Annotated in this window: 16 protein-coding genes, 1 tRNA gene and 1 pseudogene; 15 read left to right on the top strand and 3 right to left on the bottom strand. The window is 73.7% G+C overall.

Going from position 1 to position 21,254, the window contains the following annotated elements; translation table 11 throughout:
* Positions 1 to 256 precede the first annotated feature (256 nt).
* Complete coding sequence (locus HHX37_RS15340; RefSeq protein WP_182881478.1) at positions 257 to 1,384, bottom strand: glycosyltransferase family 4 protein; 1,128 nt, start codon at positions 1,382 to 1,384, stop codon at positions 257 to 259.
* Between the two features lie 144 nt (positions 1,385 to 1,528).
* On the opposite strand from HHX37_RS15340, the gene HHX37_RS15345 reads away from it, so the two are divergent.
* From HHX37_RS15345 to HHX37_RS15365, 5 genes are all read left to right on the top strand, one after another.
* The gene (locus tag HHX37_RS15345; protein WP_182873864.1) at positions 1,529 to 2,326 is read left to right on the top strand and encodes a PIG-L deacetylase family protein; all 798 of its coding nucleotides are present in this window, start codon (positions 1,529 to 1,531) and stop codon (positions 2,324 to 2,326) included.
* A gap of 5 nt (positions 2,327 to 2,331) precedes the next feature.
* Positions 2,332 to 3,522, top strand: a complete 1,191-nt coding sequence (locus tag HHX37_RS15350; RefSeq protein WP_310740383.1) for a lysylphosphatidylglycerol synthase domain-containing protein — start codon at positions 2,332 to 2,334, stop codon at positions 3,520 to 3,522.
* A 228-nt stretch (positions 3,523 to 3,750) separates the two neighbouring features.
* Positions 3,751 to 7,095: a BTAD domain-containing putative transcriptional regulator gene (locus tag HHX37_RS15355; protein ID WP_182885828.1), complete on the top strand. Its 3,345-nt coding sequence runs from the start codon at positions 3,751 to 3,753 to the stop codon at positions 7,093 to 7,095.
* Positions 7,096 to 7,349: 254 nt separating this feature from the next.
* A complete protein-coding gene (locus tag HHX37_RS15360) occupies positions 7,350 to 7,874 on the top strand; it encodes a DedA family protein (RefSeq protein WP_138462113.1) in 525 nt (174 codons plus the stop codon).
* On the top strand, positions 7,867 to 8,760 hold the full coding sequence (locus HHX37_RS15365; RefSeq protein WP_182885829.1) for a D-alanyl-D-alanine carboxypeptidase family protein: 894 nt from the start codon (positions 7,867 to 7,869) through the stop codon (positions 8,758 to 8,760). The genes HHX37_RS15360 and HHX37_RS15365 overlap by 8 nt, the downstream gene beginning before the upstream one ends.
* Before the next feature lie 27 nt (positions 8,761 to 8,787).
* On the opposite strand, the gene HHX37_RS15370 is transcribed toward HHX37_RS15365, so the two are convergent.
* Positions 8,788 to 9,603, bottom strand: a complete 816-nt coding sequence (locus HHX37_RS15370; protein WP_182881476.1) for a TrmH family RNA methyltransferase — start codon at positions 9,601 to 9,603, stop codon at positions 8,788 to 8,790.
* Positions 9,604 to 9,729: 126 nt separating this feature from the next.
* Between HHX37_RS15370 and HHX37_RS15375 the strand changes: the two genes are divergently transcribed.
* The 3 genes from HHX37_RS15375 to HHX37_RS15385 all read left to right on the top strand — a co-directional run bounded on the left by HHX37_RS15375 (position 9,730) and on the right by HHX37_RS15385 (position 14,064).
* On the top strand, positions 9,730 to 11,526 hold the full coding sequence (locus tag HHX37_RS15375) for a substrate-binding domain-containing protein (RefSeq protein ID WP_182885831.1): 1,797 nt from the start codon (positions 9,730 to 9,732) through the stop codon (positions 11,524 to 11,526).
* Positions 11,527 to 11,693: 167 nt separating this feature from the next.
* Entirely contained in the window at positions 11,694 to 13,367 is a 1,674-nt protein-coding gene (locus HHX37_RS15380; RefSeq protein WP_182885832.1) for a sigma factor-like helix-turn-helix DNA-binding protein, read from the top strand.
* A 157-nt stretch (positions 13,368 to 13,524) separates the two neighbouring features.
* Positions 13,525 to 14,064: a hypothetical protein gene (locus HHX37_RS15385; protein ID WP_182885833.1), complete on the top strand. Its 540-nt coding sequence runs from the start codon at positions 13,525 to 13,527 to the stop codon at positions 14,062 to 14,064.
* Here HHX37_RS15385 and HHX37_RS15390 read toward each other — a convergent pair.
* Complete coding sequence (locus HHX37_RS15390) at positions 14,042 to 15,445, bottom strand: PLP-dependent aminotransferase family protein (protein ID WP_310740384.1); 1,404 nt, start codon at positions 15,443 to 15,445, stop codon at positions 14,042 to 14,044. The genes HHX37_RS15385 and HHX37_RS15390 overlap by 23 nt on opposite strands.
* Positions 15,446 to 15,544: 99 nt before the next feature.
* Between HHX37_RS15390 and HHX37_RS15395 the strand changes: the two genes are divergently transcribed.
* The 7 genes and pseudogenes from HHX37_RS15395 to HHX37_RS15425 all read left to right on the top strand — a co-directional run bounded on the left by HHX37_RS15395 (position 15,545) and on the right by HHX37_RS15425 (position 21,224).
* Positions 15,545 to 16,186 carry a pyridoxamine 5'-phosphate oxidase family protein gene (locus tag HHX37_RS15395; protein WP_138462119.1) on the top strand — a complete coding sequence of 214 codons (642 nt, stop codon included), beginning with the start codon at positions 15,545 to 15,547 and terminating at the stop codon, positions 16,184 to 16,186.
* A gap of 102 nt (positions 16,187 to 16,288) precedes the next feature.
* On the top strand, positions 16,289 to 17,806 hold the full coding sequence (locus HHX37_RS15400) for a serine/threonine-protein kinase (RefSeq protein WP_182881472.1): 1,518 nt from the start codon (positions 16,289 to 16,291) through the stop codon (positions 17,804 to 17,806).
* Positions 17,803 to 19,197 carry a hypothetical protein gene (locus HHX37_RS15405; protein ID WP_182885835.1) on the top strand — a complete coding sequence of 465 codons (1,395 nt, stop codon included), beginning with the start codon at positions 17,803 to 17,805 and terminating at the stop codon, positions 19,195 to 19,197. Before HHX37_RS15400 ends, HHX37_RS15405 begins: the two co-directional genes overlap by 4 nt.
* A gap of 19 nt (positions 19,198 to 19,216) precedes the next feature.
* Positions 19,217 to 19,315, top strand: a pseudogene (locus tag HHX37_RS38210) (DUF2510 domain-containing protein); the annotation flags it as partial.
* 117 nt (positions 19,316 to 19,432) lie between these two features.
* Complete coding sequence (locus HHX37_RS15415) at positions 19,433 to 20,419, top strand: hypothetical protein (RefSeq protein WP_182886002.1); 987 nt, start codon at positions 19,433 to 19,435, stop codon at positions 20,417 to 20,419.
* 21 nt (positions 20,420 to 20,440) lie between these two features.
* Entirely contained in the window at positions 20,441 to 21,037 is a 597-nt protein-coding gene (gene orn / locus HHX37_RS15420; RefSeq protein WP_111698004.1) for an oligoribonuclease, read from the top strand.
* Between the two features lie 111 nt (positions 21,038 to 21,148).
* A tRNA-His gene (locus tag HHX37_RS15425) sits at positions 21,149 to 21,224 on the top strand.
* Positions 21,225 to 21,254 lie beyond the last annotated feature (30 nt).

Below are 21,254 nucleotides of genomic sequence, written 5' to 3' on the forward strand. Positions count from 1 at the left end.
CCAGGCCCTCCGCGGCGGCGGGAGACGCCGGGGTGACCGGACGGCGGATGTTACAAGAACAAGAACTGACGCACGGAGGGTAATCCTGGCCAAATCATGGGAATCATGACGGCACCAGCCGAGCGGACACCGCCGAAAGGAGGGCCGGATGAAGAAGGTGCAGATCGTGCAGCGACCGCGGCCGCCGAGAACGCCAGCCCCGGTCGACCTGCGCACCCCCTCGGGAAGGGTCCTCCCGTTCTGAACGCGGCTTCGGTCAGCCCCTGGCCAGCTCGTAGCAGCGGGCGAAGCCCTCCAGCACCGCGGGCCAGGAACACCTGACCGGCTCGGTCTCCCGGTTGTGCTCGGCGATCGACTGCCGCAGGGCGGAGTCGCGGGTCAGCCGGACGACCGAGGCCACCAGGTCGTCGAAGGTACGGCCCAGCAGGCCCTCCTTGCCGGGACTGACGAAGTCGGCCACGCCGCTCTGCGCCCGTGCCACGACCGGCACCCCGGCCGCGCGGGCCTCCAGCGCGGCCAGCCCGAACGACTCGCGCGGGGCCGGGGCGACGAACACGTCGGCCGCGGCCAGCAACGCCCTGATCTGCTCCCGTGTGTACCTGCCCGGCAGGGACACCCAGCCCATCCGCCGCTCCCGCAGATAACGCTCCATCCGCCCGCGGGCGGGGCCGTCCCCCACGATCGTCGCGCGCATCGCGATGTCCCCCGGCACCCGCGCACGCGCCGCCTCCAGCAGCTTGAGCAGCCGCAGCGGCTGCTTGCGCGGCGCCAGCCTGCCCACCGCGACCACGTGCACGGCCCCGTCCGCCAAGCCGTCCACCGGGCCGTCCACGGGCCCGTCGACCAGCCCGTCCGCCGGGCCGGGCCGCCAGGAGGTCACGTCGAGCCCGTTCGAGACGACCTGCACCGGCACGCGCGGACCCGCCACGTCGCGGATGGGCCGGGCGGCGGCCTCGCTGACCGCGCTGACGACCAGCCCCCAGCGCCGCCAGCCGAAGGCGCCCTGCAGCGCCCGGTACATCCCCCGGGTGACCGGGTCCCACATGCTGTGCACGGTCGCGACCACCGGAAGCCCGGCCCGCACCGCCGCCCGCACCCCCATCCACGCGAACGGCGAGACGGCCCCGGTGTGGACGTGCGCGACGTCGTACCGCCCGCTCGCCATGATCCGGAGCAGGTGGGCGGTCCCGCGCGGGTGCACCGGCAGGTCGAACGGGAGGTTCGCGACCACCCGGTGTACGCCGGGCAGCGGCTCCCCCGGCGTCGCCGTCACCACCTCCACCTGGTGGCCCGCCTCACGCTGCGCCCTGACGAGATCCGCGACCTGCACCTCGATGCCTCCGAGCCGCGGCAGGTAGCAGTCGCTGACGTGGAGAATCCTCACCGGGTCAGCCTGACAGAGCGCGCGATGCCCATCAAACCGGCCGCTCCCCGGCAGGGGTGGCGTCGCGGGACGCGGACCACGTGGGATCATGGCACGAGGACGACACGTGGTGGAGCACACTATGACAACGTTCCGTGGGGCGCGATGAGCACAGCGGTGTTCTTCCACGCCCATCCCGACGACGAGGCGCTGCTGACGGCCGGAACCATGGCGATGCTGGCCGACGAGGGACACCGGGTGGTGCTCGTCGTCGCGACCGCCGGAGAGCGCGGCCTCGCCGAACTGCCCAGGGGCGAGGAACTGGGCAGGACCAGAATGGACGAGCTGTACCGCTCGGCCGCGGCCCTCGGCTGCGCCCGGGTCGTGCTGCTCGGCTACGGCGACTCCGGCCTGGCGATCGACGGCGGCGTGGCCGACGACCGGCCCGACAACGCGTTCATCGACGCCGACGTCGAGGACGCGGCGCAACGGCTGGCCTCGGTGCTCAAGGAGGAGGCCGCCGACCTGCTCACGATCTACGACCCGGCGGGGGGCTACGGCCACCCCGACCACGTGCAGGTCTACCGGGTCGGCAGCCGGGCCGCCGAGATCGCCGGCACGCCCATCGTGCTGGAGGCGACGGTCGACCGCGACCTGCTACTCAGGGGCGTACGGCTGGCCGCCAGGTTCTACCCGGCGATCGACGTGCGGAGCTTCGAGCGGGCCTACTCCCCGCGCGACGCGATCACCCACCGGGTCAGCGTACGCAGGTACGCGAAGGCGAAGCGCGCGTCGATGGCGGCCCACGCCAGCCAGGCGACCGGCGGTGACGGCGACCGCACACTGGGCGCCATGCTCAGGATCCCCGGTCCCGCCTACCGCTTCGTCTTCGGCACCGAGTGGTTCGTCCGCCGGGGGCTGCCCAGAGGCACCCGCCTCAGGCATCCGTTCGACTCCCCCTAGGGGACGTGATCCTCCGTGAGGAGGAGCCGGGCGGTCTCGCGGCCCGGCAGACTGAAGGCGACCGGAGACCGGACTGGGGGCATTCGCGGGTGAACAGGAAGTGGCTGCAGATCGCGCTGTCCACGGTGTCGCTCGGGCTCGCCGTGGCCCTGGTGGTCTACCTGCCGCAGATCGTGCACACGCTGACCGGCGCGACCGTGAGCTGGCACGAGATCGGCCTGCGGTTCGGCGGCCTCGGCTGGCAGACCATCGCGCTGATGACCCTGCTCTGGCTGGCCAGCCTGTATGCGTACACGTACGTGATGACCTCCGCCCTGCCCGGCCTCACCCACCCGCAGGCGCTCACGCTCAACGCGGCCGGCAGCGCGGTCAGCAACCTGCTGCCGTTCGGCGGCGCGGCCGGGGTGGCCCTGACGTTCGGCATGACCCGCGGCTGGGGCTTCGCGAACCGGCCGATCGTCGTCTACACGCTGGTCACCGGCATCTGGAACTCGCTGTTCCGGTTCATCCTGCCCGCCGTGGGGATCGCCTGCCTGCTGATCGCGGGCAAGGCCACCAACCCCACCGTCGCCAAGGCGGGCTGGGCCGGCGCGGTCTCGATCCTCGCGCTGGTGGCCGTGGTGGCGGCCGCCCTCTACTGGGACCGCGCCGCCGCCCTGCTCGGCCGTGCGCTCGACCGGCTCGTACGGCTCGCGCCCCGGCGGTTCCGCCCGGCCGAGCACGCGGCGTCGGCGGCCATCGAGCGGCTGCGCAGGGACACGGCCGGGATCATCCACACCCGGTGGGCCGGGCTGTCGCTGGGGATGGTCGCGTTCCTGTCGCTGCAGTGCCTCATCATGGCCGCCTGCATGGTCGCCACCGACTCCTACCCGGGGCCGGCCGAGACCGTCGCCGTGTTCGCGCTGAGCCGCGTCCTCACCACCGCCCTCGTCACGCCCAGCGGGGCGGGGATCATGGAGGGCGGCGTCGCCACCCTGCTGATCGGGGCGTTCGGCCAGCCCGCGGGCGGGGCCACCGCCGCGGCCGTGCTGTTCGGCTTCTGGACGTACACGATCGAGATCCCGTGGGGCGGGCTCGCGCTCGGCGGCTGGGCGCTGCTGCGCAGGCGGGAGGCGCGGGCCGCCGGGCCGGACGCCGACCCTGACGCCGACCCGGACGCGGACCCGGCCGCCGTGCGGCACTCCAGCGCCCTCTGAGCCTCCTGCCGGTCTTCCCGCCAGTCCTCTGGCCAGTCCTGCCGCGAGACTCACCCCGATATCGCCCGTGATCACCCGGTTGATCGCCTAATATCGCAGGGCGAGAAGGTGAGGGCGCACGGCTTGGGGAAAGCCTTGTGCCCGCTTCGGGGCGCGCATACGGTGACGCCTGACAGACGCCTGCCACCCCGTCCGCCCTGGCACACGACAACAGCAGAGGAGCGCCCCATGACTCCCCCGACGAGCCCGGTGACGTTCCGGGTCCTCGGGCCGGTGGGGGCGCACGACGGCGCCGCCGAGCTCGACCTCGGCGGGCTGCGGCAGCGGGCGGTGCTGGCCCGCCTCCTCGCCGCGCGCGGCCAGGTGGTGCCGGTGGACACCCTGCTGTTCGACCTGTGGGACGACGACGCGGCCAAGGGCGCGCAGTCGGGCCTGCAGGTGTACATCTCCCGGCTGCGCCGGGTGCTGGAGCCGAACCGGCCGCGCGGCGGGCCGAACCGGCTGCTCGTGACCGTCGCGTCCGGCTACGCCCTGCGCGCCGCTCCCGAGCAGGTCGACGCGCTGCGCTTCGAGGCCACGGTCCGGTCGGCCGGAGAGCGGCTGGAGGAGAACCCGCAGTCCGCCCGGGCCCGGCTGGAGTCGGCGCTCGCGCTGTGGCAGGGCACGCCGTACTCGGACTTCGCCGACCAGTCGTGGGCCGAGGCGGAGGTGGCGCGGCTCAGCGAGCTGCGCCTGGTGGCCAGGGAACGGCACGCCGACGCCGGGCTGCGGATGGGCCTGCACGCCGAGACCGTGCCCGACCTGGAGGCGCTGACCACCGAGCACGCCCTGCGCGAGGAGGGCTGGCGGCTGCTCGCGCTCGGCCTGTACCGGTGCGGGCGCCAGGGCGACGCCCTGGCCGCCCTGCGCAGGGCCCGCACGATCCTGGACGACGAGCTGGGCATCGACCCCGGCCCCGCGCTGCGGAAGCTGGAGTCGGACATCCTCGCCCAGGATCCCGGGCTCGACCTCGTGCTGCCCGCGCCCCGCCGGCCCGTCGAGATCACCGCGACCTGGCCGCCGCGCCCGGTCGCGACCGGGGACGCGCCGCCGCTGGAGCCCGAGCCGTTCGTCGGGCGCGACGCCGAGCTGGCCGCGCTCGCCTCCGCAGTGCCCCGCGCGCAGGCGGGCCGGTTCACCGTCGCCGTGATCAGCGGCGACCCCGGCGCGGGCAAGTCGACGCTCGTACGGCGGCTGTTCGAGCGGCTGGAGCAGGAGGGCTGGATAGGGGCGACCGGCGGCTGCCCCGACAGCACGGCGACCCCGCCGGGCTGGGCCTGGGTGGAGGTGCTGCGCGCCCTCATCTCCCGCAGGGGCGCGGGCGAGTACGCCGCGCTGCTCGCGCCGCTGCTGGACGACGCCGCCCCGGACACGGGCGACGACGAGACGTCGGGGGGCTTCCGGCTGCACCGGGCGGTCGGCGGCTACCTGTCCGCGGTCGCCAGGGAGGCTCCGCTGCTGATCCTCCTGGAGGACCTGCACTGGGCCGACGACCAGACGCTCGCGCTGCTGCGCGCGCTGCCGAGCCTGCTCGCCGCCAGCCGGGTGCTGGTCGTGGTGACCTGCCGCGACGGCGAGCTGAACGACCAGCAGCAGGACGTGCTGGCCGCGCTCGCCCGGCTCGACCCGGTGCGGGTCGGCCTCGGCGGCCTGGACGACGCGGCGGTGGCGGAACTGGTCCGGGCGACCTGCGTGCGCGAGGTGGACGAGGAGGTCGTCAGCACGATCGTCGAGCGGGCCGGGGGCAACCCGTTCTTCGTGAAGGAGACGGCCCGCCTGTTCGAGGCCGAGGCGGACATCTCCGAGGTGCCCTCGGGCGTGCGCGACGTGTTGCGGCGGCGGATCGCCCGGCTCCCCGAGCGGGCCCAGCAGGTGCTGCTCCAGGCCGCGGTGATCGGCCGCGACGTGGACGTGGACGTGCTCGTCGACGTCTCGGGCGACGAGGACGCGGTGGTGGACGCGGTCGAGGCGGCGCTGCTCGCCGGCCTCGTGACCGAGCCCGGCCCCGGGAAGCTCAGGTTCGACCACGACCTGGTCAGGGACACGTTCTACTCCGACGCCTCCCGGCTGCGCCGGTCGCGGCTGCACGCGGCGGTCGCCTCCGTCATCGAGCAGCGCAGCCCGAACGACGTCGCCGCGCTGGCCCACCACTACGACGCGGCGGGCACGGTGGAAACGGCCGCCAAGGCGGTGCGGTATGCCGGCCTCGCGGCCGAGCAGGCCGAGCGGAGGTTCGCCCACCGGGAGGCGGCCACCCTGTGGCAGCAGGCCATCGCCGCCTTCGACCGGGCGCACGCGGGCCGGGGACCCGTACGGAACCGGCTGGAGTTACAGCTGCGCATGATCAGGGCGCTGGCGCTGTGCGGCGACATGACCGCCGCCCGCGCGCACCGGGGAGAGGCGATGGCGGTCGCGCTGCCGTTCGGCGACCTGGAGCTGACCGCCCGCGTCGCGGCGGCCCTCGCGGTGCCGCACAAGGGCATCGCCCGCGACTTCACCCGCACGGCCTGGGAGATCGTCGACGTCACCGAGAAGGCCCTGGTCGAGCTGCCGGCAGGAGAGCAGTCGCTGCGGGCCAGCCTGCTCGCCACGCTCGCCCTCGAACTGGAGGGGTCGGCGACCGAGCGCGGCTACCAGGCGTCGCTGGAGGCCGAGGAGCTGGCCAGGTCGAGCGGCGACCCCGCGCTGCTCGCCATGGCGCTGAGCGGCCGGCTGCGGCAGTCGTACACGCTGACGCAGGTCGACGAGCGGGAGACGATCGGCCGCGAACTGCTGCGGGTCGGCGCGGAGTCGGGTCAGATCGCCGTGCAGACGCTGGCGCACCTCGTGCTGCTGGAGTGCGCGGCGGCGCGGGGCGCCTTCGCCGAGGCCGACGAGCACCTCGCCCAGGCCGAGCGGCTCGGACGGCGTTACGACCTGCCCGCCCCCGCCGCCGTCGGCGCGTGGTACGCCGGGCAGCGGCTGATGATCACCGGCGACTACGCGGGGGCCGAGCGCGCCTACCGCAACGCGGCCCGGCTGACCGCGCGCGCGGGCATGCTCGAAGGCCGCCAGGACCTGCCGCTGATCGCCACGTTCTGCCTGCACCTGGTGGACGGGCGGGCCGCGGAGATGGTCGATCCGCTGAGCGAGGCCCACCAGCGCGGCGCCAAGTGGACGCTCGACGCCTACGCCGTGGCGCTCGCCGCCGCGGGCCACGACCGGGACGCCCGGGTGGTGGCCGCGAGCCGGGAGCCGGTCCGCACCGACTTCCTCTACGAGCTGACGCTCATCTGGCGCGCGCTCGCGGGGATGCTGCTCGACGACGAAGGCAGGATGCGGGAGGCGTACGAGAAGCTAGCGCCCTTCCACGACCGCATCGCCGGGGCGGGCACGGGGGTGGTCGCCCTCTGGCCGGTGGCCAAGACCCTCGGGGACCTCGCCGTACGGCTCGGCCTGCCGTCCCGGGAGCACTACGAGAAGGCGCTGGCCGTGGCCGAGCGGGTGGGTGTGCCACGCTGGGTCGCCGAGGCCGGCGCGGCGCTCGGCGGATGAGCCCCGGCCCGCGCCGGAGCTGTGGACCCGGAGTGTGGAGGCGAGTTCGCGAAGGCCCCTGTCGGTGGTGGGCGCGTTCCCCGGCCGCGTCACACCGCACAACTTCGCGAACCCGTCGCCTCGTTGTTTTCGTCACTCTCAGGTGTACGGAGGGTGGATTGACCGTGAGTTGCCATCTGCTTGCAGACGTGGCGTTCGGTGACGCTAAGGTGAGGCTTGCCTGATGACTCCCCCCGGACCGGTGGTGAGAGCACGTGCGAATCCCTGACCCCACGGCGGCCTCGGTGTTCGGCCTGCCCCTGTGGCTGGTCGTCGCGGTCGGCGCGGTCGCCCTGTTCGGCGCGTTCCAGGCGTACTACTGGATCGGCCGCAGGCTCGGCGACGCCCTCTACCGCTCCCGGGTGGGCCGCAGGATCGGCCGGGAGCGCATCGAGCGTGTGGAGGGCGTGGTGCGCCGGTGGGGCGCGCTCGCCGTGTACGGCTGCTTCTGGGTGCCCGGCCTCCGGCACACCCTGCCGTGGGTGGCCGGCGCGCTGCGGGTGGACTACCGCTGGTATCTGGTGGCGAGCGCCCTCGGCTGCCTGACCTGGGTCCCGGTGACCTCCTTCGGTCTCTACTCGCTCCTGTGGGCCTGGCTGTCGCTCGCCGCCCGGTCCCCGGCGCTGGCCGCCGCGGCCGTGCTCGCCGCGGCCGTCGTGGTCGCGCTGCTCCTGCGCCGCCGCAGGAACCGGCCCGGCGCCCCCGCCCCCGAAGCCGTGCGATCATGTCGGGATGCGTAACGGGGTACTCATCGCGCTGACCGCCGCCGCCCTCGTCACGGCAGGGGCCGTCGCGGCGCCCGCGGACGCCCGCCCGGTGTCCGCGGCGCACTCTGGGACAGCACACGCGGCACGGTCCTCAGCACGGTCCGCGGCGCCGTCGGTGACGGCCAGCGAGGCCTATCTGGTCGACGTCACGACGGGAACGATCCAGTTCGCCAAGCGGGAGACGCGGCGGGTGCCGGTCGCGAGCCTCACCAAGGTCATGACCGCGTACGTCGTCCGCCGCCGGGCCCGGCTGGACGACGTGGTGACGATCACCAAGGCCGACGTGAAGCACGCACTGGCCGGCGGCGCCTCGGCGGCGGGGCTGCGGGCGGGCGAGCGGCTCACCGTGCGCGACCTGCTCTACGCGCTCATGCTGCCCTCCGGCGCGGACGCCGCGCACGCCCTGGCCGAGCGGTACGGCCCCGGGACGGCGAAGTTCGTGGCGCAGATGAACGACACGGCGAAGCGTCTCGGGCTGCGCGACACCCGTTACGCCAACCCCGACGGGCTGCCTTCCAAGGGCTACTCGACCGCCCGCGACCAGGCGACGCTGGCCGTGGCCGCGCTGGGGGACCCGGTGATCGCGACCGTCGCCCGGAGCCCCAAGCGCGCGGTGACGAAGTCGCGCCTCCACCGGGCGCACGTGTGGCGCAACACCAACGAACTGCTGAAGGACGGCGCGGTGGGGCTGAAGACCGGCTACACCCGCCAGGCCGGATACTGCCTGTCGTTCGCCGTCACCCGCGACGATCGCACGTACGTCGGGGTGCTGCTGGGCGAGCGCAGCGAACGGGCGCGCTACACCACCGCGCGCAGGCTCCTCGACTGGATCGACGAGCAGGGGCTCGCGCTCCCCTGAGTAAGCCCCCTGAGTCAGCCCCCTGAGTCAGCGCCTGAGCAGGCCGTGGCAGGCGACGGCCGCGGCGGCGACCACGTTGAGCGAGTCGACGCCGAGGTCCATCGCCCGGGGGCTCATCGGGATGCAGACGGGCTGGTCGGCCTCGTGCAGCCAGTGGGACGACAGCCCGTCTCCCTCGGAGCCGAGCATGAGGGCGACCCGGCCGGACAGCGGGGCCTCGTCCAGCGGCACGGCCGACTGGTCCGGCGTGAGCGCCAGCAGGCGGAACCCGGCCGCCCTGACCTCCGCCAGCCCGCCGTGCCAGTCGGTCATCCGGGCGTACGGGATGGCGAACACCGCGCCCATCGACACCTTGACGGCCCTGCGGTAGAGGGGGTCGGCGCAGCGCGGCGACAGCACGATCGCGCCGACGCCGAGCGCCGCCGCGCAGCGGAAGATCGCCCCCACGTTGCCGTGGTCGACCAGGTCCTCCAGGACGAGGATCCGCTCCGCGTCCGTCAGGAGGGCGCCGACGGAGGGCAGTTCGGTCCGTTCCATGGCGGCGAGCGCGCCACGGTGCACCGGGAAGCCGGTCACCCCCTCCATCACCTCGTCGGAGACCAGGTAGACGGTGGTTCCCCCAGCGGTCCCGTCGACGACGTCGGCGAGCGCGTCGAGCCACTTGGCCGTGGTGAGCACCGAGCGCACCGGATGGCCGGCCCCGATCGCGCGCCTGATCACCTTCTCGCCCTCGGCGACGAACAGCCCGCGCTCGCTCTCCACGCTCCTGCGCAGGTCGACGTCGCGCAACCGCACGTAATCCGCCAGACGGGCGTCGGCGGCGTCCTCGACCGGGATGACCACCGGCCCAGGGTACGCCGTTCGCGAACCATGCCGGACGGAACCATGCTCAGACGGAGAAACGGCCGTACCACCATGCATCGCCCTGCCAGTATCGTCCCCTAAGAAATTGTGGAGAAAGGGGGCACCGTGGGCGGACGGCACCGCACAGACGAGCTCGATGGCGGCTTCGAACCCCCGTACGAGCCCCCGTACGAGCCCCCGCCGCGGCGGCGGGCCGGGCGGGGCTCGGTGCTCGTCCCCCTGGCCGGGGCGGTCGCCCTGGCCGTGCTCCTCGGCGTCGCGGCGTACGTGGTGGTGAACAAGAGCCCGGGCTGCGCCGGCGAGAAGGTGTCGCTGTCGGTCGTGGCCTCACCCGACATCCAGCCGGCCATCAAGAAGATCGCCTCCAGGTTCGGCCAGGCGGGCAATTCCGTGGACGGCAGGTGCGTCGCCGTGACGGTCAAGGCCGCGCAGTCCGCCGACGTCGCCAACGGGCTGGCCGGCACCGGGCCCACCAGCGGCAAGCTCGACCCCGACCTGTGGATTCCCGACTCCAGCCTCTGGCTGACCGGCCTGAAGAGCGCGCCCAAGCCCGCGGCGAACGCCGCCAGCACCCCCGTCGTACTGGCCGCTTCCAGGGCCGGCGCGGACAAGCTGCAGTCGGCCTTCAGCCCGAGCTGGACCGGCCTGATGAGCGCCGCGAACGCCGCCAACCCCGACGGCCTGGCGAAGAAGGTGCGCGTGCTCGCGCTCGACCCCACCCAGAACGCCGCGGGTCTCGGCGCGCTGCTGGCCGGGGCCGCCGTGCTCAACCAGGGAGGCGGGAGCGAGGAGACGCTCGTCGGCGTGCTGCGCAGGCTCTCGGAGTCGACCGTGCCGTCGCCCGACAGCCTGTTCGCCACGCTGACCAAGGCCGCGGCCCGCATTCCCGTCGGCGTGACCTCCGAGCAGGCCGTCTGGTCGTACAACACGACGACGACCCCCTCGAACCCGGCGGTCGCGCTCTATCCGGCCGAGGGCACGGTCAGCCTGGACTACCCGCTGATCGTCACGGCCCGGGACGCCGCGGCGCGCAAGGCCGCGCAGGCCTTCGCCGCCGAGGTCTCCTCCCCCAGCGGCAGGAAGACCGTCCAGGACTACGGTTTCCGCACGCCGGACGGCAAGGGCGGCAGCCTGCTCAAGCCGGACAACGGCGTCAGCGCCAAGAAACCGGCCACGATCCCGCTGCCGGACGCGGCGGCCGTCACCCGGCTCTCCCAGGCCTGGCACCAGATCAAGCTCGGCACCAAGCTGCTCGCGCTGATGGACATCTCCGGCACCATGGCGCTGCCCGCCGACAAGAGCGGCATCACCCGGATGCGCGCGATCACCGACATCAGCGTCGAGGGCCTGAAGCTGTTCCCCGACAAGGCCGAGATCGGCATCTGGGCGTTCTCCGACAACCTGCAGGGCAAGGGCGTCGACTGGAAGCCCGTCGTGCACATCGGGCCGCTGGCCCAGCAGATCAACGGTGTGACCCGCCGTGACGTGATCACGAAGGCGCTGCAGAGCGCGCAGGCCATCCCCACCGGGAACACCGGCCTGAACGACACGCTCTGGGCCGCCTACCAGAAGATGACCAAGGAGTACGAACCCGACAAGGTCAACACGATCCTGCTGTTCACCGACGGCGTCGGCAACGACGACCCGAACGGCGGCATCTCCAACACCGAGATCCTGCGAAAGCTGAAGGGCGCCTTCGATCCCAAGCGGCCGGTCAGCCTCCTGATCATCTCCTACAACACGCAGAAGGACGAGGACCGGACGCAGATGACCTCCATCGCCAAGGCCACAGGCGGCGCCGCGTTCTTCCCGCAGACGGTGCTGGAGATCCGCAACATCTTCCTCAAGGGCATCGCGCGCCGCCTCTGCGCGCCCGACTGCGGGGACGGCGGGCAGCGGTGACCTCCTGATTCACAAGGGCCGCATCAGTCCCTATTTTCGCAGGTCATGCCGGTTGGGCATGATTTCGGGCACGGCCGCGCGGCCCGTAAACGGCGCCCGTCAGGGCGGCGTCCCACTCGTGTGGGGATCGGCGACATCCGGTTCCGTCACACGGGGAGGAATATCCGTTGCCCGAATGGCCCGGCGTCGGGCGAGCCGACGACCATCGACTGCTGGAGGCGCTGCGGCGTGGCGACGCCGAGGCGGCGGCCGCCCTGTACGACGCGTACGCCGACCGGCTGAGCGACTACGCCTACACCCTGCTTCGCGACCTGGAGGCCGCGGCGCGCGCCATGCACGACGCGCTGGTCGCCGCGTCCTGCTACGCGGATCGGCTGACCGAGCCCGTCCGGCTGCGGGCGTGGCTGTACGCGCTGACCCGGTCCGAGTGCGCCGCGCCCGAGACCACGGGCGGCCACGCCGGACCGGTGATCGCTCTCGACGAGTCCGCCGATCCCCCGCTCGCCGCGCTCGTGCAGGAGGTGCTGGGGGAACTCGGCGCCGCCGAGCGCGAGGCGCTCATCCTCGCCGTACGGCACGGCCTGACGCCCGCCGAGGCCGGATCGGTCCTCGGGCTGTCCTCCCGGCAGGTGTCGGCGCGGCTCGGCCGGGCCCGGGACCACCTGGAGAACGGCGCGGCGGCCCTCGTGCTGGCCAGGGTCGCCCGGGCCCACTGCCCCGGCCTGTCGGCCCTGGTGGACAACGGCGTGGGCGCCGACTGGCGGGACGGGCCGCTGAGCGACCCGCTGCGCAAGCGGCTGAGCAGGCACGTCGCCGGCTGCGAGATCTGCCGGGAGGGCCGGGGCAGGCACGTGTCGGCCGAACGGCTGCTGGACATGATCCCCATCGCGTATCCGCCGCTGTCCGCCCGCCGCCAGGTGATCGACTCGATCCTGCGCGCCGACCCCCCGGCCGACGCCACCGCTCCCCTCGACCACCGCGGCTTCCCGGCCGCCGCGGCGCGGGGACGGGCACAGGGGCGGGCCCGGCGCAGCGGTGGGCACAGCGGTGGGCACGGGGGAGCGCGCAGACGGCCCCGGCCGCTCAAGGTGGCCCCGGTGCTGCTCGCCGCCGCCTGCGTCTTCGCCACCGCGGGCGGGCTCGCGCTGGTCTCCGGGGAGTCCCCCGCCGACCGCCTGGAGGCGGTGCGCGTGCCCCCCACCGCCTCCCCTGCCCCTTCCCCCGCGCCGGACCCCGCCCTGGACCCCGCGATGGATCCCGCGCTGGATCTGGACGAGGGCGACCCGCCGGCCGACGAGCAGGCCGACGACCAGACCGATGACCAGACCGATGACCAGGACGGCGACCCCTCCGCCCCTCCGGACGACTCCCCCCACCCGGCCGCGACCGCCCCGCCCCACACCCTCCCACCGCCGGGGCGGTCGCGGCCGACATCCTCCCGTACGACCCGCGCGCCGAGGCCGTCGCTGACCGCCCTGTGCCCGGGCGACCTCGGCGGGGCCACCGGCGCGACGATCACCCTGGCCGCGCGCGGCTCGGTGATCGAGTGGACGGCCGCCGCGTCCGGCGGCGTCACCGTCTCCCCCCGGCAGGGCAGGCTGCGCGCGGGGGCGAGCGGACGGATCACGCTCGCCGTCGCCGATCCGGCGGTCCCGGGCAGCGGTGTGGTGACCTTCCGGTCGGCCGCGGGCCGGCCGTCCTGCCGGATCTCCTGGGACGGGCAGGAGGGGAACGGCGACGACGGTCCCGGCCCGACCACCCGGCCCAGTGACGACCCCGGTGACGGGTCCACCCCCAGCCCGAGTCCCGCCGACGATCCGGTGTCCTCTCCTTCCTCGTGAGGAGATCAGCACCGGGCGGTAACAATCAGGCGACCTGAGGTGTCGAGGAAAGTTTGAAAGGGGAAAAACGACGCGACCGAGGATTTGAGGGGGCATTGTGGCCCAAGCATGGCTGCCCGGCGCAAGCCGACTTCCCTCCCCCGGGGACTCCGGATCGATGCTCGGAGGAGCCCCGAGGACCGTCTGGTTCATCTGGCCCGCCGATCCCCACGGGGTTTCGGCCAGATCCGTCGCCCAGCGGCTGATCCATCTCCGCCGGCCCTCCCACCTGGTGTGGAACCCGGTGACCGGGGAGATCGTCCAGTTGCTCCCGCCCACCCTGGCGGGCGGCGCGCTGGCGGCGGACCGGGGCAGGAACGGACGGGTCTGCGTGCAGATCCACGTCATCGGTTCGGCGAGGGAACCGTTCACCGACACCAAGCTCGACGGCCTGGACGACATCCTGGCCTGGCTCGACTCCTGGGGGGTGCCGCGCCGCTGGCCGGCCGGCCCCCCGCTGCCCTATCCCCACTCCCTGGCGGCGGAGCGCAGCAGGCGCCTGTGGGCGCGGGGCGGGCACTTCGGCCACTCCCAGGTGCCCGGCACCCGGGAGGGCGACCCGGGGTCGATCGACATCGCCCGCATCATCGGAGAGGACGCGTCCGGCTTGGAGGACGCCCTGCCCAGGGGCGGGCTCAGGCTTCTCCAGGAGGTATGAGCGCCCGGATCACCGCGCATCCGCGCCGCACCCCGGCGAGGGAGGCGGAGCCGTACCCCAGCACGAGGCCGTGCACCCGGGGCGGCCCGAGGTGGTGGCGTTCGGTCGTGTCCAGGAGCACGCCGTGTTCCCCGGCCCGCCGTACGAGGCCGGGGACGACGGCGGCGGGCAGCGCGACCATCACGTGGAGCCCGGCCGTGTCACCGCGCACGCGCGGCCCGAGCGCCTCGACGATGGCGGCCCTCCGGCGGGCGTACTCCAGCCGCATCCTGCGCAGGTGCCGGTCGAGGTCGCCACGTTCCAGCAGGGTCGTCACGGCCCGCTGGACCGGCCCCGACGTGCGGTCGGCGACGCGCGCCCGGCGCTCGGCGACCCTGCCGAGCAGGTCCGCCGGGGCGACCAGCCAGCCGAGGCCCACGTCGGGACCGAGCGACTTCGACAGCGTGCCGAGCAGCACCACCCGCGCGGGGTCGAGCCCGTAGAGCGCGGGCAGCGGCGCGACGTCGTAGCGGAACTCGGCGTCGTAGTCGTCCTCCACGACGACCGCGCCGGTCCTGCGGGCCCAGGCGAGCAGCCGCTCCCTGCGCGGGATCGGCAGCCTGCCGCCCACCGGGAACTGGTGCGCGGGCGTGGTGTAGAGCACCCGCAGGTCGTCGGGGAGCGCCTCGACGATCACGCCCTGCTCGTCCACCGGGCAGGGCACGACCTCCGCCCCCCGCGAGGCGAACACGCGCCGGGCCGCCCCCCAGCCCGGCTCCTCGACCCCGGCCCGGGTTCCCGGACCCAGCAGCGTCGCCGCGACCAGGTCGAGGCCGTTGCCGGTGCCCCGGGTCACCATGACGTTCCCCGCGTCCACCGGCACCGCCCGGGCCCTGCGCAGGTGCCCGGCCAGCAGTTCGCGCAGCTCCGGGTGGCCGTAGGGGTCGGGGAAGGCGTTCAGCGGCAGGTCGCCGGCGGATCGCCAGGCCCGCCGCCAGGCCGCCCGGTCGTACCCGAACACCCACGGCCGCCCCGGCCGCAGGTCCACCACGTCCCCGGGAGCGGCCGACGCCGCCGGGGCGTCCTCGCCCGTCCCGGCCGTGCCGGTGGCGGCGTGGTCCGGGACCGCGTACTCGTACGGCAGCGCGTCCTCGGCGACGTAGGTGCCCGATCCGTGCCGCCCCTCCAGCCACCCCTCCGCGTAGAGCTGCTGGTAGGCGTCGGTCACGACGGTCCTGCTGACCCCCAGCAGGACCGCGAGTCTCCGGGTGGACGGCAGCCGCTCCCCCGCCTTGAGCCCGCCCGTACGCATGGCCTCCCGCAACTGGGCGGCGACCTGGACGGCGAGCGACGCCGGAGCGGCGCGGTCCACCGTCAGCGGCACATCGATGGTCAGGCGCACAGCGTTCTCCGCAAAAGTGTTCTCCGCAAAAGTGGTCTCCCCGCGGCGGCCAGAAGTGGACATGTTCCACCAGTCCACCCTGGACATAACGTAACGGACATGCTCTCCACGACCCCTCGCACCACCCTGAACCGCTCGAAGGACCGGGCCCGCACCGACCGCGCGGACCTGTACGCCATCCTGGACGCCGGTCTCGTCTGTCACCTCGGCGTGCTGGCCGGCGGCTCCCCCATGGTGATCCCCACCGGCTACGGGCGGATCGGCGACACCCTCTACCTGCACGGCTCCACCGGGGCCGCCTCGCTGCGGGCCGGCTCCGGCGCTCAGGTCTGCGTCACCGTGACCCATCTCGACGGCGTCGTGCTGGCCCGTTCCGCGTTCCACCACTCGGTGAACTACCGCTGCGCCATGGTCTACGGGACGGCCCGGCTCGTGGACGACCCCGAGGAGCGGCTCGCCGGGCTGCGGGCGATCACCGAGCAGCTCGCGCCCGGTCAGTGGGACGTCGTACGCCCGCCCGACCGCAAGGAGATGGCCGCGACGGCCGTGCTCGCGCTGCCGCTTGAGGAGGCGTCGGTTAAGGTGCGGCAGGGACCGCCGAAGGACGACGAGGAGGACTACGACCTGCCCGTCTGGGCGGGCGTGCTGCCGCTCGCCGTGTCCTGGGGCGTCCCCGAGCCCGACCCGCGCCTCACCCCCGGCATCCCGGTTCCGCCACATGTCGGCGACCGCCGGTACTGACACCAAACCTAACTGAATCATGACTTTTCATCGCAATGGCGGGGTCGTCACTAAGCTACGGTCTCGGATGCGGCGGGGGCCCCAGGCGATGAGGAGACCGTTATGTACGGCCAGACGGACGCCTGGCGCGTCCCCGGCTATACCGAGATCAAGGAACTCGGCGTGGGGGGCGGCGGGCGGGTGGTGCTCGCCCGGCACGACGCCGACGACGTCCCGGTGGCGATCAAGTACCTGTCCGATCAGTTGATGACGGACCTCCACTTCGTCGCCCGGTTCCGGCACGAGGCCCGGCTGCTCGCGGCGATGGATCCCAATCCGCACGCCGCCCGCTTCTACGAGTACGCCGAGACCTCCCGCGGCGCGGCCATCGTCATGGAACTGGTCGACGGCGTCTCGCTGCGCGCGATGCTGCGATCGGAGGGGCCCACCGGCCCCGAGGCCGCGCTCACCGTGCTGAAGGGCTCGCTGCTCGGCCTGGCCTCGGCGCACGAGATCGGGGTCGTTCACCGGGACTACAAGCCGGAGAACGTCATGGTCGAGGCCGACGGCAACAGCAAGCTCGTCGACTTCGGCATCGCCGTCCAGGCCGGCGAGGGCGTGAACGCCTCCGGCACCCCGCCGTACATGGCGCCGGAGCAGTGGTCCGGCGGCAGGGCGGGCCGGGCCGGCGACGTCTACGCGGCCACCGTCGTGTTCTTCGAGTGCCTCACCGGCAGCCGGCCGTTCCGCGCCCAGAACATCGCCGCGCTGGCCCGCCAGCACCAGACCATGCCTCCGCCAGTCGACGAGGTGCCGCCGCCGCTGCGCGGGCTCGTGGAGCGCGGCATGGCCAAGCGGCCCGAGGACCGGTACGCCTCCGCCGAGGAGTTCCTGCGGGAACTGGAGACCGTCGCCGCCGGCGCGTACGGCCCGGCCTGGGAGGAGCGGGGACGGCGGCGGCTCGCGGCGCTCGCCGGGCTGCTGGTGCCGTTCTTCCCCCTCAAGAAGGACGTTCCCGAGGCCGGCACGACGCTGGCCGAGACCCGGCTGGGCGGCCTGCTGGGCCAGGCCCGGATGAAGATCGGCCTGACCCTGGCCGGAATGGTCGTGATCGCGGCCGGAACCGTGGCGCTCGTGCAGACGGTCAGCGGGACCACCCTGCAGGCGGGCACGACGATCGCGACGCCGAGCCCCCTCGGGATCGATCCCTCGACGACCGGCGACACTCCAACGGAGGAGCCGGAGGACTCCGAGCCCTCCCCCGAGCCCTCCCCCGCCTCCACCAGCCCGAAGCCGGTCGCCTCACCGACGCCGGTCGTCCGGCCCACCGCGACCGGCCGGCCGAACGTGAACCCGACCCTCCGGCCGACGCGCAGGCCGACCGTGAAACCGACGGTCAAGCCCACCGTGCGGCCGACGCCGCGGCCCACGGCCCGGCCCACGACGCGGCCGAAGCCCTCGGCGAAGCCCACCTCGCAGCCCGACCCCACGGTCACCGCGTCGATCCCCGGCGACCCGCCCACCACGCGGCCCTCCCCCAGGCCGAGCGCCACCCGGACCTCGACGCCGCCCACGACGCGGCCCACCCCGACCGTGAGCGGGACCGGCAGCAGCTCACCGCCGGAGGAGGTGCCCCGGTGACGGTCGCGGGGCACCGGCTCACCGGCCGCACCCGGATCAGCGAGGCCGGCGTCTGGACGGACGCGGTCTCCCCCGGCGGCAGGCCGTCCAGCGTGCTGCGGTTCGAACCAGCGGCGGCGGCCCGGGCGAGGGAACGGCTGGTCGCGACGGTCGCCGACGACCTGCGCCTCCAGCGCGGCGGGGCGGCCGGGCTGCTGCCCGTCGTCGACCTGGTGGCCGCGCGCGACGAGGTGTGGCTGATCACCGGCCGCGCGATGCCGTCCCTCGACGAGCTGCTGAGGAGCGCCGGCGGGCATCTCGACGCGGGCAGCGTGGCCGCCGTCCTCCTGGAGACGGCGCAGACGCTCGCCTCCGTACACGCCGCCGGGCTGACGCACGGCGCGTTCGGCGCCGGAACCGTCGTCGTCTCCGAGGACGGCGCGGCGCTGCTCGCCGAGCGCGGCCTGGTGGCGGCGCTCCGCGGCGAGCACGCGCCGCCGGAACACGACGTCGCGGCCTGGGTGACGCTCGCCCGGCGACTCGCCGCCGGACAGACGGCCGGGCCCGAGGCGGATCTCCTGCGCCGGGCGATCAGCGCCGCCACCGCCCACGGGCTGGCCGCCGCCCGTGACACCCTGCTCTCCGGGCGCGAGGGGCTGCCGCCCGGGTTCATGACACGAGACCGGCTCGCCCGGGCCGCGCGCGACTTCTTCGGGTCCGTTCCCGGTCCTGTGCCCGGTCCTGTGCCTGGTTCTCTGCCCGGCTCTGTTCCCGGCTCTGTGCCGGCCGCGGGTGAGGCGGTGACCCTGCTCGACCTGCCTTCCGCCGTACCCTCCGGCGCGTCCTCCGGCGCGTCCTCCGGCATGGACGACGACGTGCTGATGCGGTTCGGGCCCGGCGTGCCGACCGAGGCCCCGTCCGAGACCACGGCGGCGCAGATCTGGCGGTCGGGCCGGACCTCCGCCGTCGCCCAGGGGCGCCCGGCCGCCGCCCCGCCCCGGCGCCGCCGGCGTACGACGGCCTGGGCGGGCACGGCGCTGCTGGCGATCCTGATCGCGGCGGTGATCCTGTGGCTTCGGCAGACACCCGCCGTGGAGGCCGCGGTGAGCGGCGTCGACGTCAAGGTGGCCAAGAAGACGGTGCGCTGTGACGGCACGGCCGACTTCGTCGGGGTGGTCACGACCAACGGCGGGGCCGGGACGATCCGCTACCTCTGGATCCGCAGCGACGACCGCAAACGGCAGGAGCAGGAGCAGCGGGTATCCTCCGGGGACACGTCGGTACATCTCCCCCTGCACTGGAAGGTGACCGGCCCCGGATCGTTCAAGGGATCGGCGACGCTCCGTGTCCTTTCCCCCACGACGACCGGGAAATCGATTCAGGACGCGGCAAGTTTTACCTACAAATGCTGACTTCATTAGTGTGGCGCGCATGACGACGACCCCTGCCGGCTGGTATCCGGACCCGTACGGCTCCCCCCTCCTGCGATGGTGGGACGGCAATCAGTGGACCGACGCCACCCACGCCCCCGGACAGCCGGGGCAGGAGGCCGCGGCCGCACCCGATCAGACGGCACCGCCCCAGACGGCGCCGGCCCACACTGTGCCAGCCCACACTGCGCCGGCCCACACTGTGCCTAGTCAGGCTGTGCCGAGCCAGGCCGCACCGGCCCAGCAGTGGACCCAGCCCTCGGGCGGTCCCGGAGGTTACGGCCCCGGCGGTCCCGGAGGCCCCGGCCCTGGGGGCCCTGGAGGCTATGGCCCCGGGGGTTACGGGCCGCCGTGGGGCTATCAGGGTCAGCAGGGCCATCCCGGCCAGCAGGGCGCGCCCACGGCCCAGCTTCCCGCGCCCCAGTTCGGCACGCAGCAGCGGAGCACGGCGGTGTGGCCGTGGATCGTCGGGGGCATCGCGGCGGTGGTCGTGCTGGCGCTCCTCATCGGCGGCGCGTTCGTCCTCCTGCGCGACCGCGCCGGAACGGTGACCGCCCGCCCCGAGCCGGCGACGACGGCCCCGCCGCGGCTGGACCAGACCGTGCCGCCCCAGCCGAGCCCGGAGCAGTCCCGGCCGCTGCCCACGCTGCCGGAGCCGACCGGCGGCCGGATCAACGACTCGGTGTCCGGGCTGTCCTACGCCTTCCCGGGCGGCAAGTGGGTGGTGCCGAAGTCACAGGAGATCAACAACCCGTCCAACGAACAGTTCCCGCTGTGGACGAGCGGCTACCAGGCGATGTCCCAGCAGGACTACGACGGCAAGGGCAGCAGCTGGGTGGGCAGCGTCTTCGCCGCCGAACTGCCCCGGGTCATCCCCTACACCGGCCCCCAGGACTTCGAGCGGCTCTCCCAGACGATGCTCGTCGCGTACGAACCCGCCTTCTACGGCCTTCCGCACACGCGCAAGGTCCTGCGCAGCGAGGCCATGAAGGTGAGCGGCAAGCAGGGCTGGGTCATCGAGTTCGAGATGGACTTCTCCAAGGCGTCCACCGCCCAGAAGCTCGCCTGGAAGACGGAGCGGGGCGCGTTCGTCCTCGTGGACCGCGGCCAGGGGGTCCAACCGGCGATGTTGTACGTCTCGGTGCCCGACAACCTGGACCAGTCGGTCGTCAAGCGGGTGCTGAACTCGCTCCAAGCCCAGTGACGTCCCTATTACGCTTGAGGCATGACTGACCCGCTGGTTTGGATCGACTGTGAGATGACCGGGCTCGACCTGGGCCGTGACGCGCTGGTCGAGGTGGCCTGCATCGTCACCGACGGTGAGCTGAACCAGCTGGACGAGGGCGTGGACGTCGTCATCAAGCCGCCCGCCGAGACACTGGAACAGATGTCGGACGTCGTGCGGGAGATGCACACGGCCTCGGGACTGCTGCGGGCCCTCTCGACGGGGGTGACGCTGGCCGAGGCCGAGGCGGTCGTGCTCGGCTACATCCGGTCCCACATCCCCGAGGCCAAGCGGGCGCCGCTGTGCGGCAACTCCATCGCGACCGACCGCGCCTTCATCGCCCGGGACATGCCTCTGGTGGACGGCCACCTGCACTACCGGATGATCGACGTGTCGTCGATCAAGGAACTCGCCCGCCGCTGGTATCCCCGGGTCTACTTCGCCTCTCCCGAGAAGCAGGGTGGACACCGCGCGCTGGCCGACATCACGGAGAGCATCCGGGAGCTGCGCTACTACCGTGCCGCGGTCTTCGTCCCGCAGCCGGGTCCCGACTCGGCCACCGCCCGCGAGGTCGCCGAGGCCGTCTCCGGATCGTAGGAGGCGGACCTCCGGACCCTCCGGACCTCGGGAGGGACGTGCGGTATCGAGGGCGCGGAGGACTCGAAAATACCGCTACACTTTCTTCGTACGCCGCGAACGGCGGACATGGTGGGTGTAGCTCAGCTGGCAGAGCGCCAGGTTGTGGTCCTGGATGTCGTGGGTTCAAGTCCCATCACTCACCCCAACGGCGAACGGCCGGTCCTCACGGACCGGC

Origin of the sequence: Microbispora sp. H10885 (assembly GCF_014161415.1) — a bacterium.
GTDB classification, from domain to species: Bacteria; Actinomycetota; Actinomycetes; order Streptosporangiales; family Streptosporangiaceae; genus Microbispora; species Microbispora triticiradicis.

Coding starts and splice junctions, on each gene's coding strand:
- HHX37_RS15345 (WP_182873864.1), top strand. CDS start 1,529: ATGAGCACAGCGGTGTTCTTCCACGCCCATCCCGACGACGAGGCGCTG.
- HHX37_RS15355 (WP_182885828.1), top strand. CDS start 3,751: ATGACTCCCCCGACGAGCCCGGTGACGTTCCGGGTCCTCGGGCCGGTG.
- HHX37_RS15365 (WP_182885829.1), top strand. CDS start 7,867: ATGCGTAACGGGGTACTCATCGCGCTGACCGCCGCCGCCCTCGTCACG.
- HHX37_RS15385 (WP_182885833.1), top strand. CDS start 13,525: ATGCTCGGAGGAGCCCCGAGGACCGTCTGGTTCATCTGGCCCGCCGAT.
- HHX37_RS15395 (WP_138462119.1), top strand. CDS start 15,545: ATGCTCTCCACGACCCCTCGCACCACCCTGAACCGCTCGAAGGACCGG.
- HHX37_RS15400 (WP_182881472.1), top strand. CDS start 16,289: ATGTACGGCCAGACGGACGCCTGGCGCGTCCCCGGCTATACCGAGATC.
- orn (WP_111698004.1), top strand. CDS start 20,441: ATGACTGACCCGCTGGTTTGGATCGACTGTGAGATGACCGGGCTCGAC.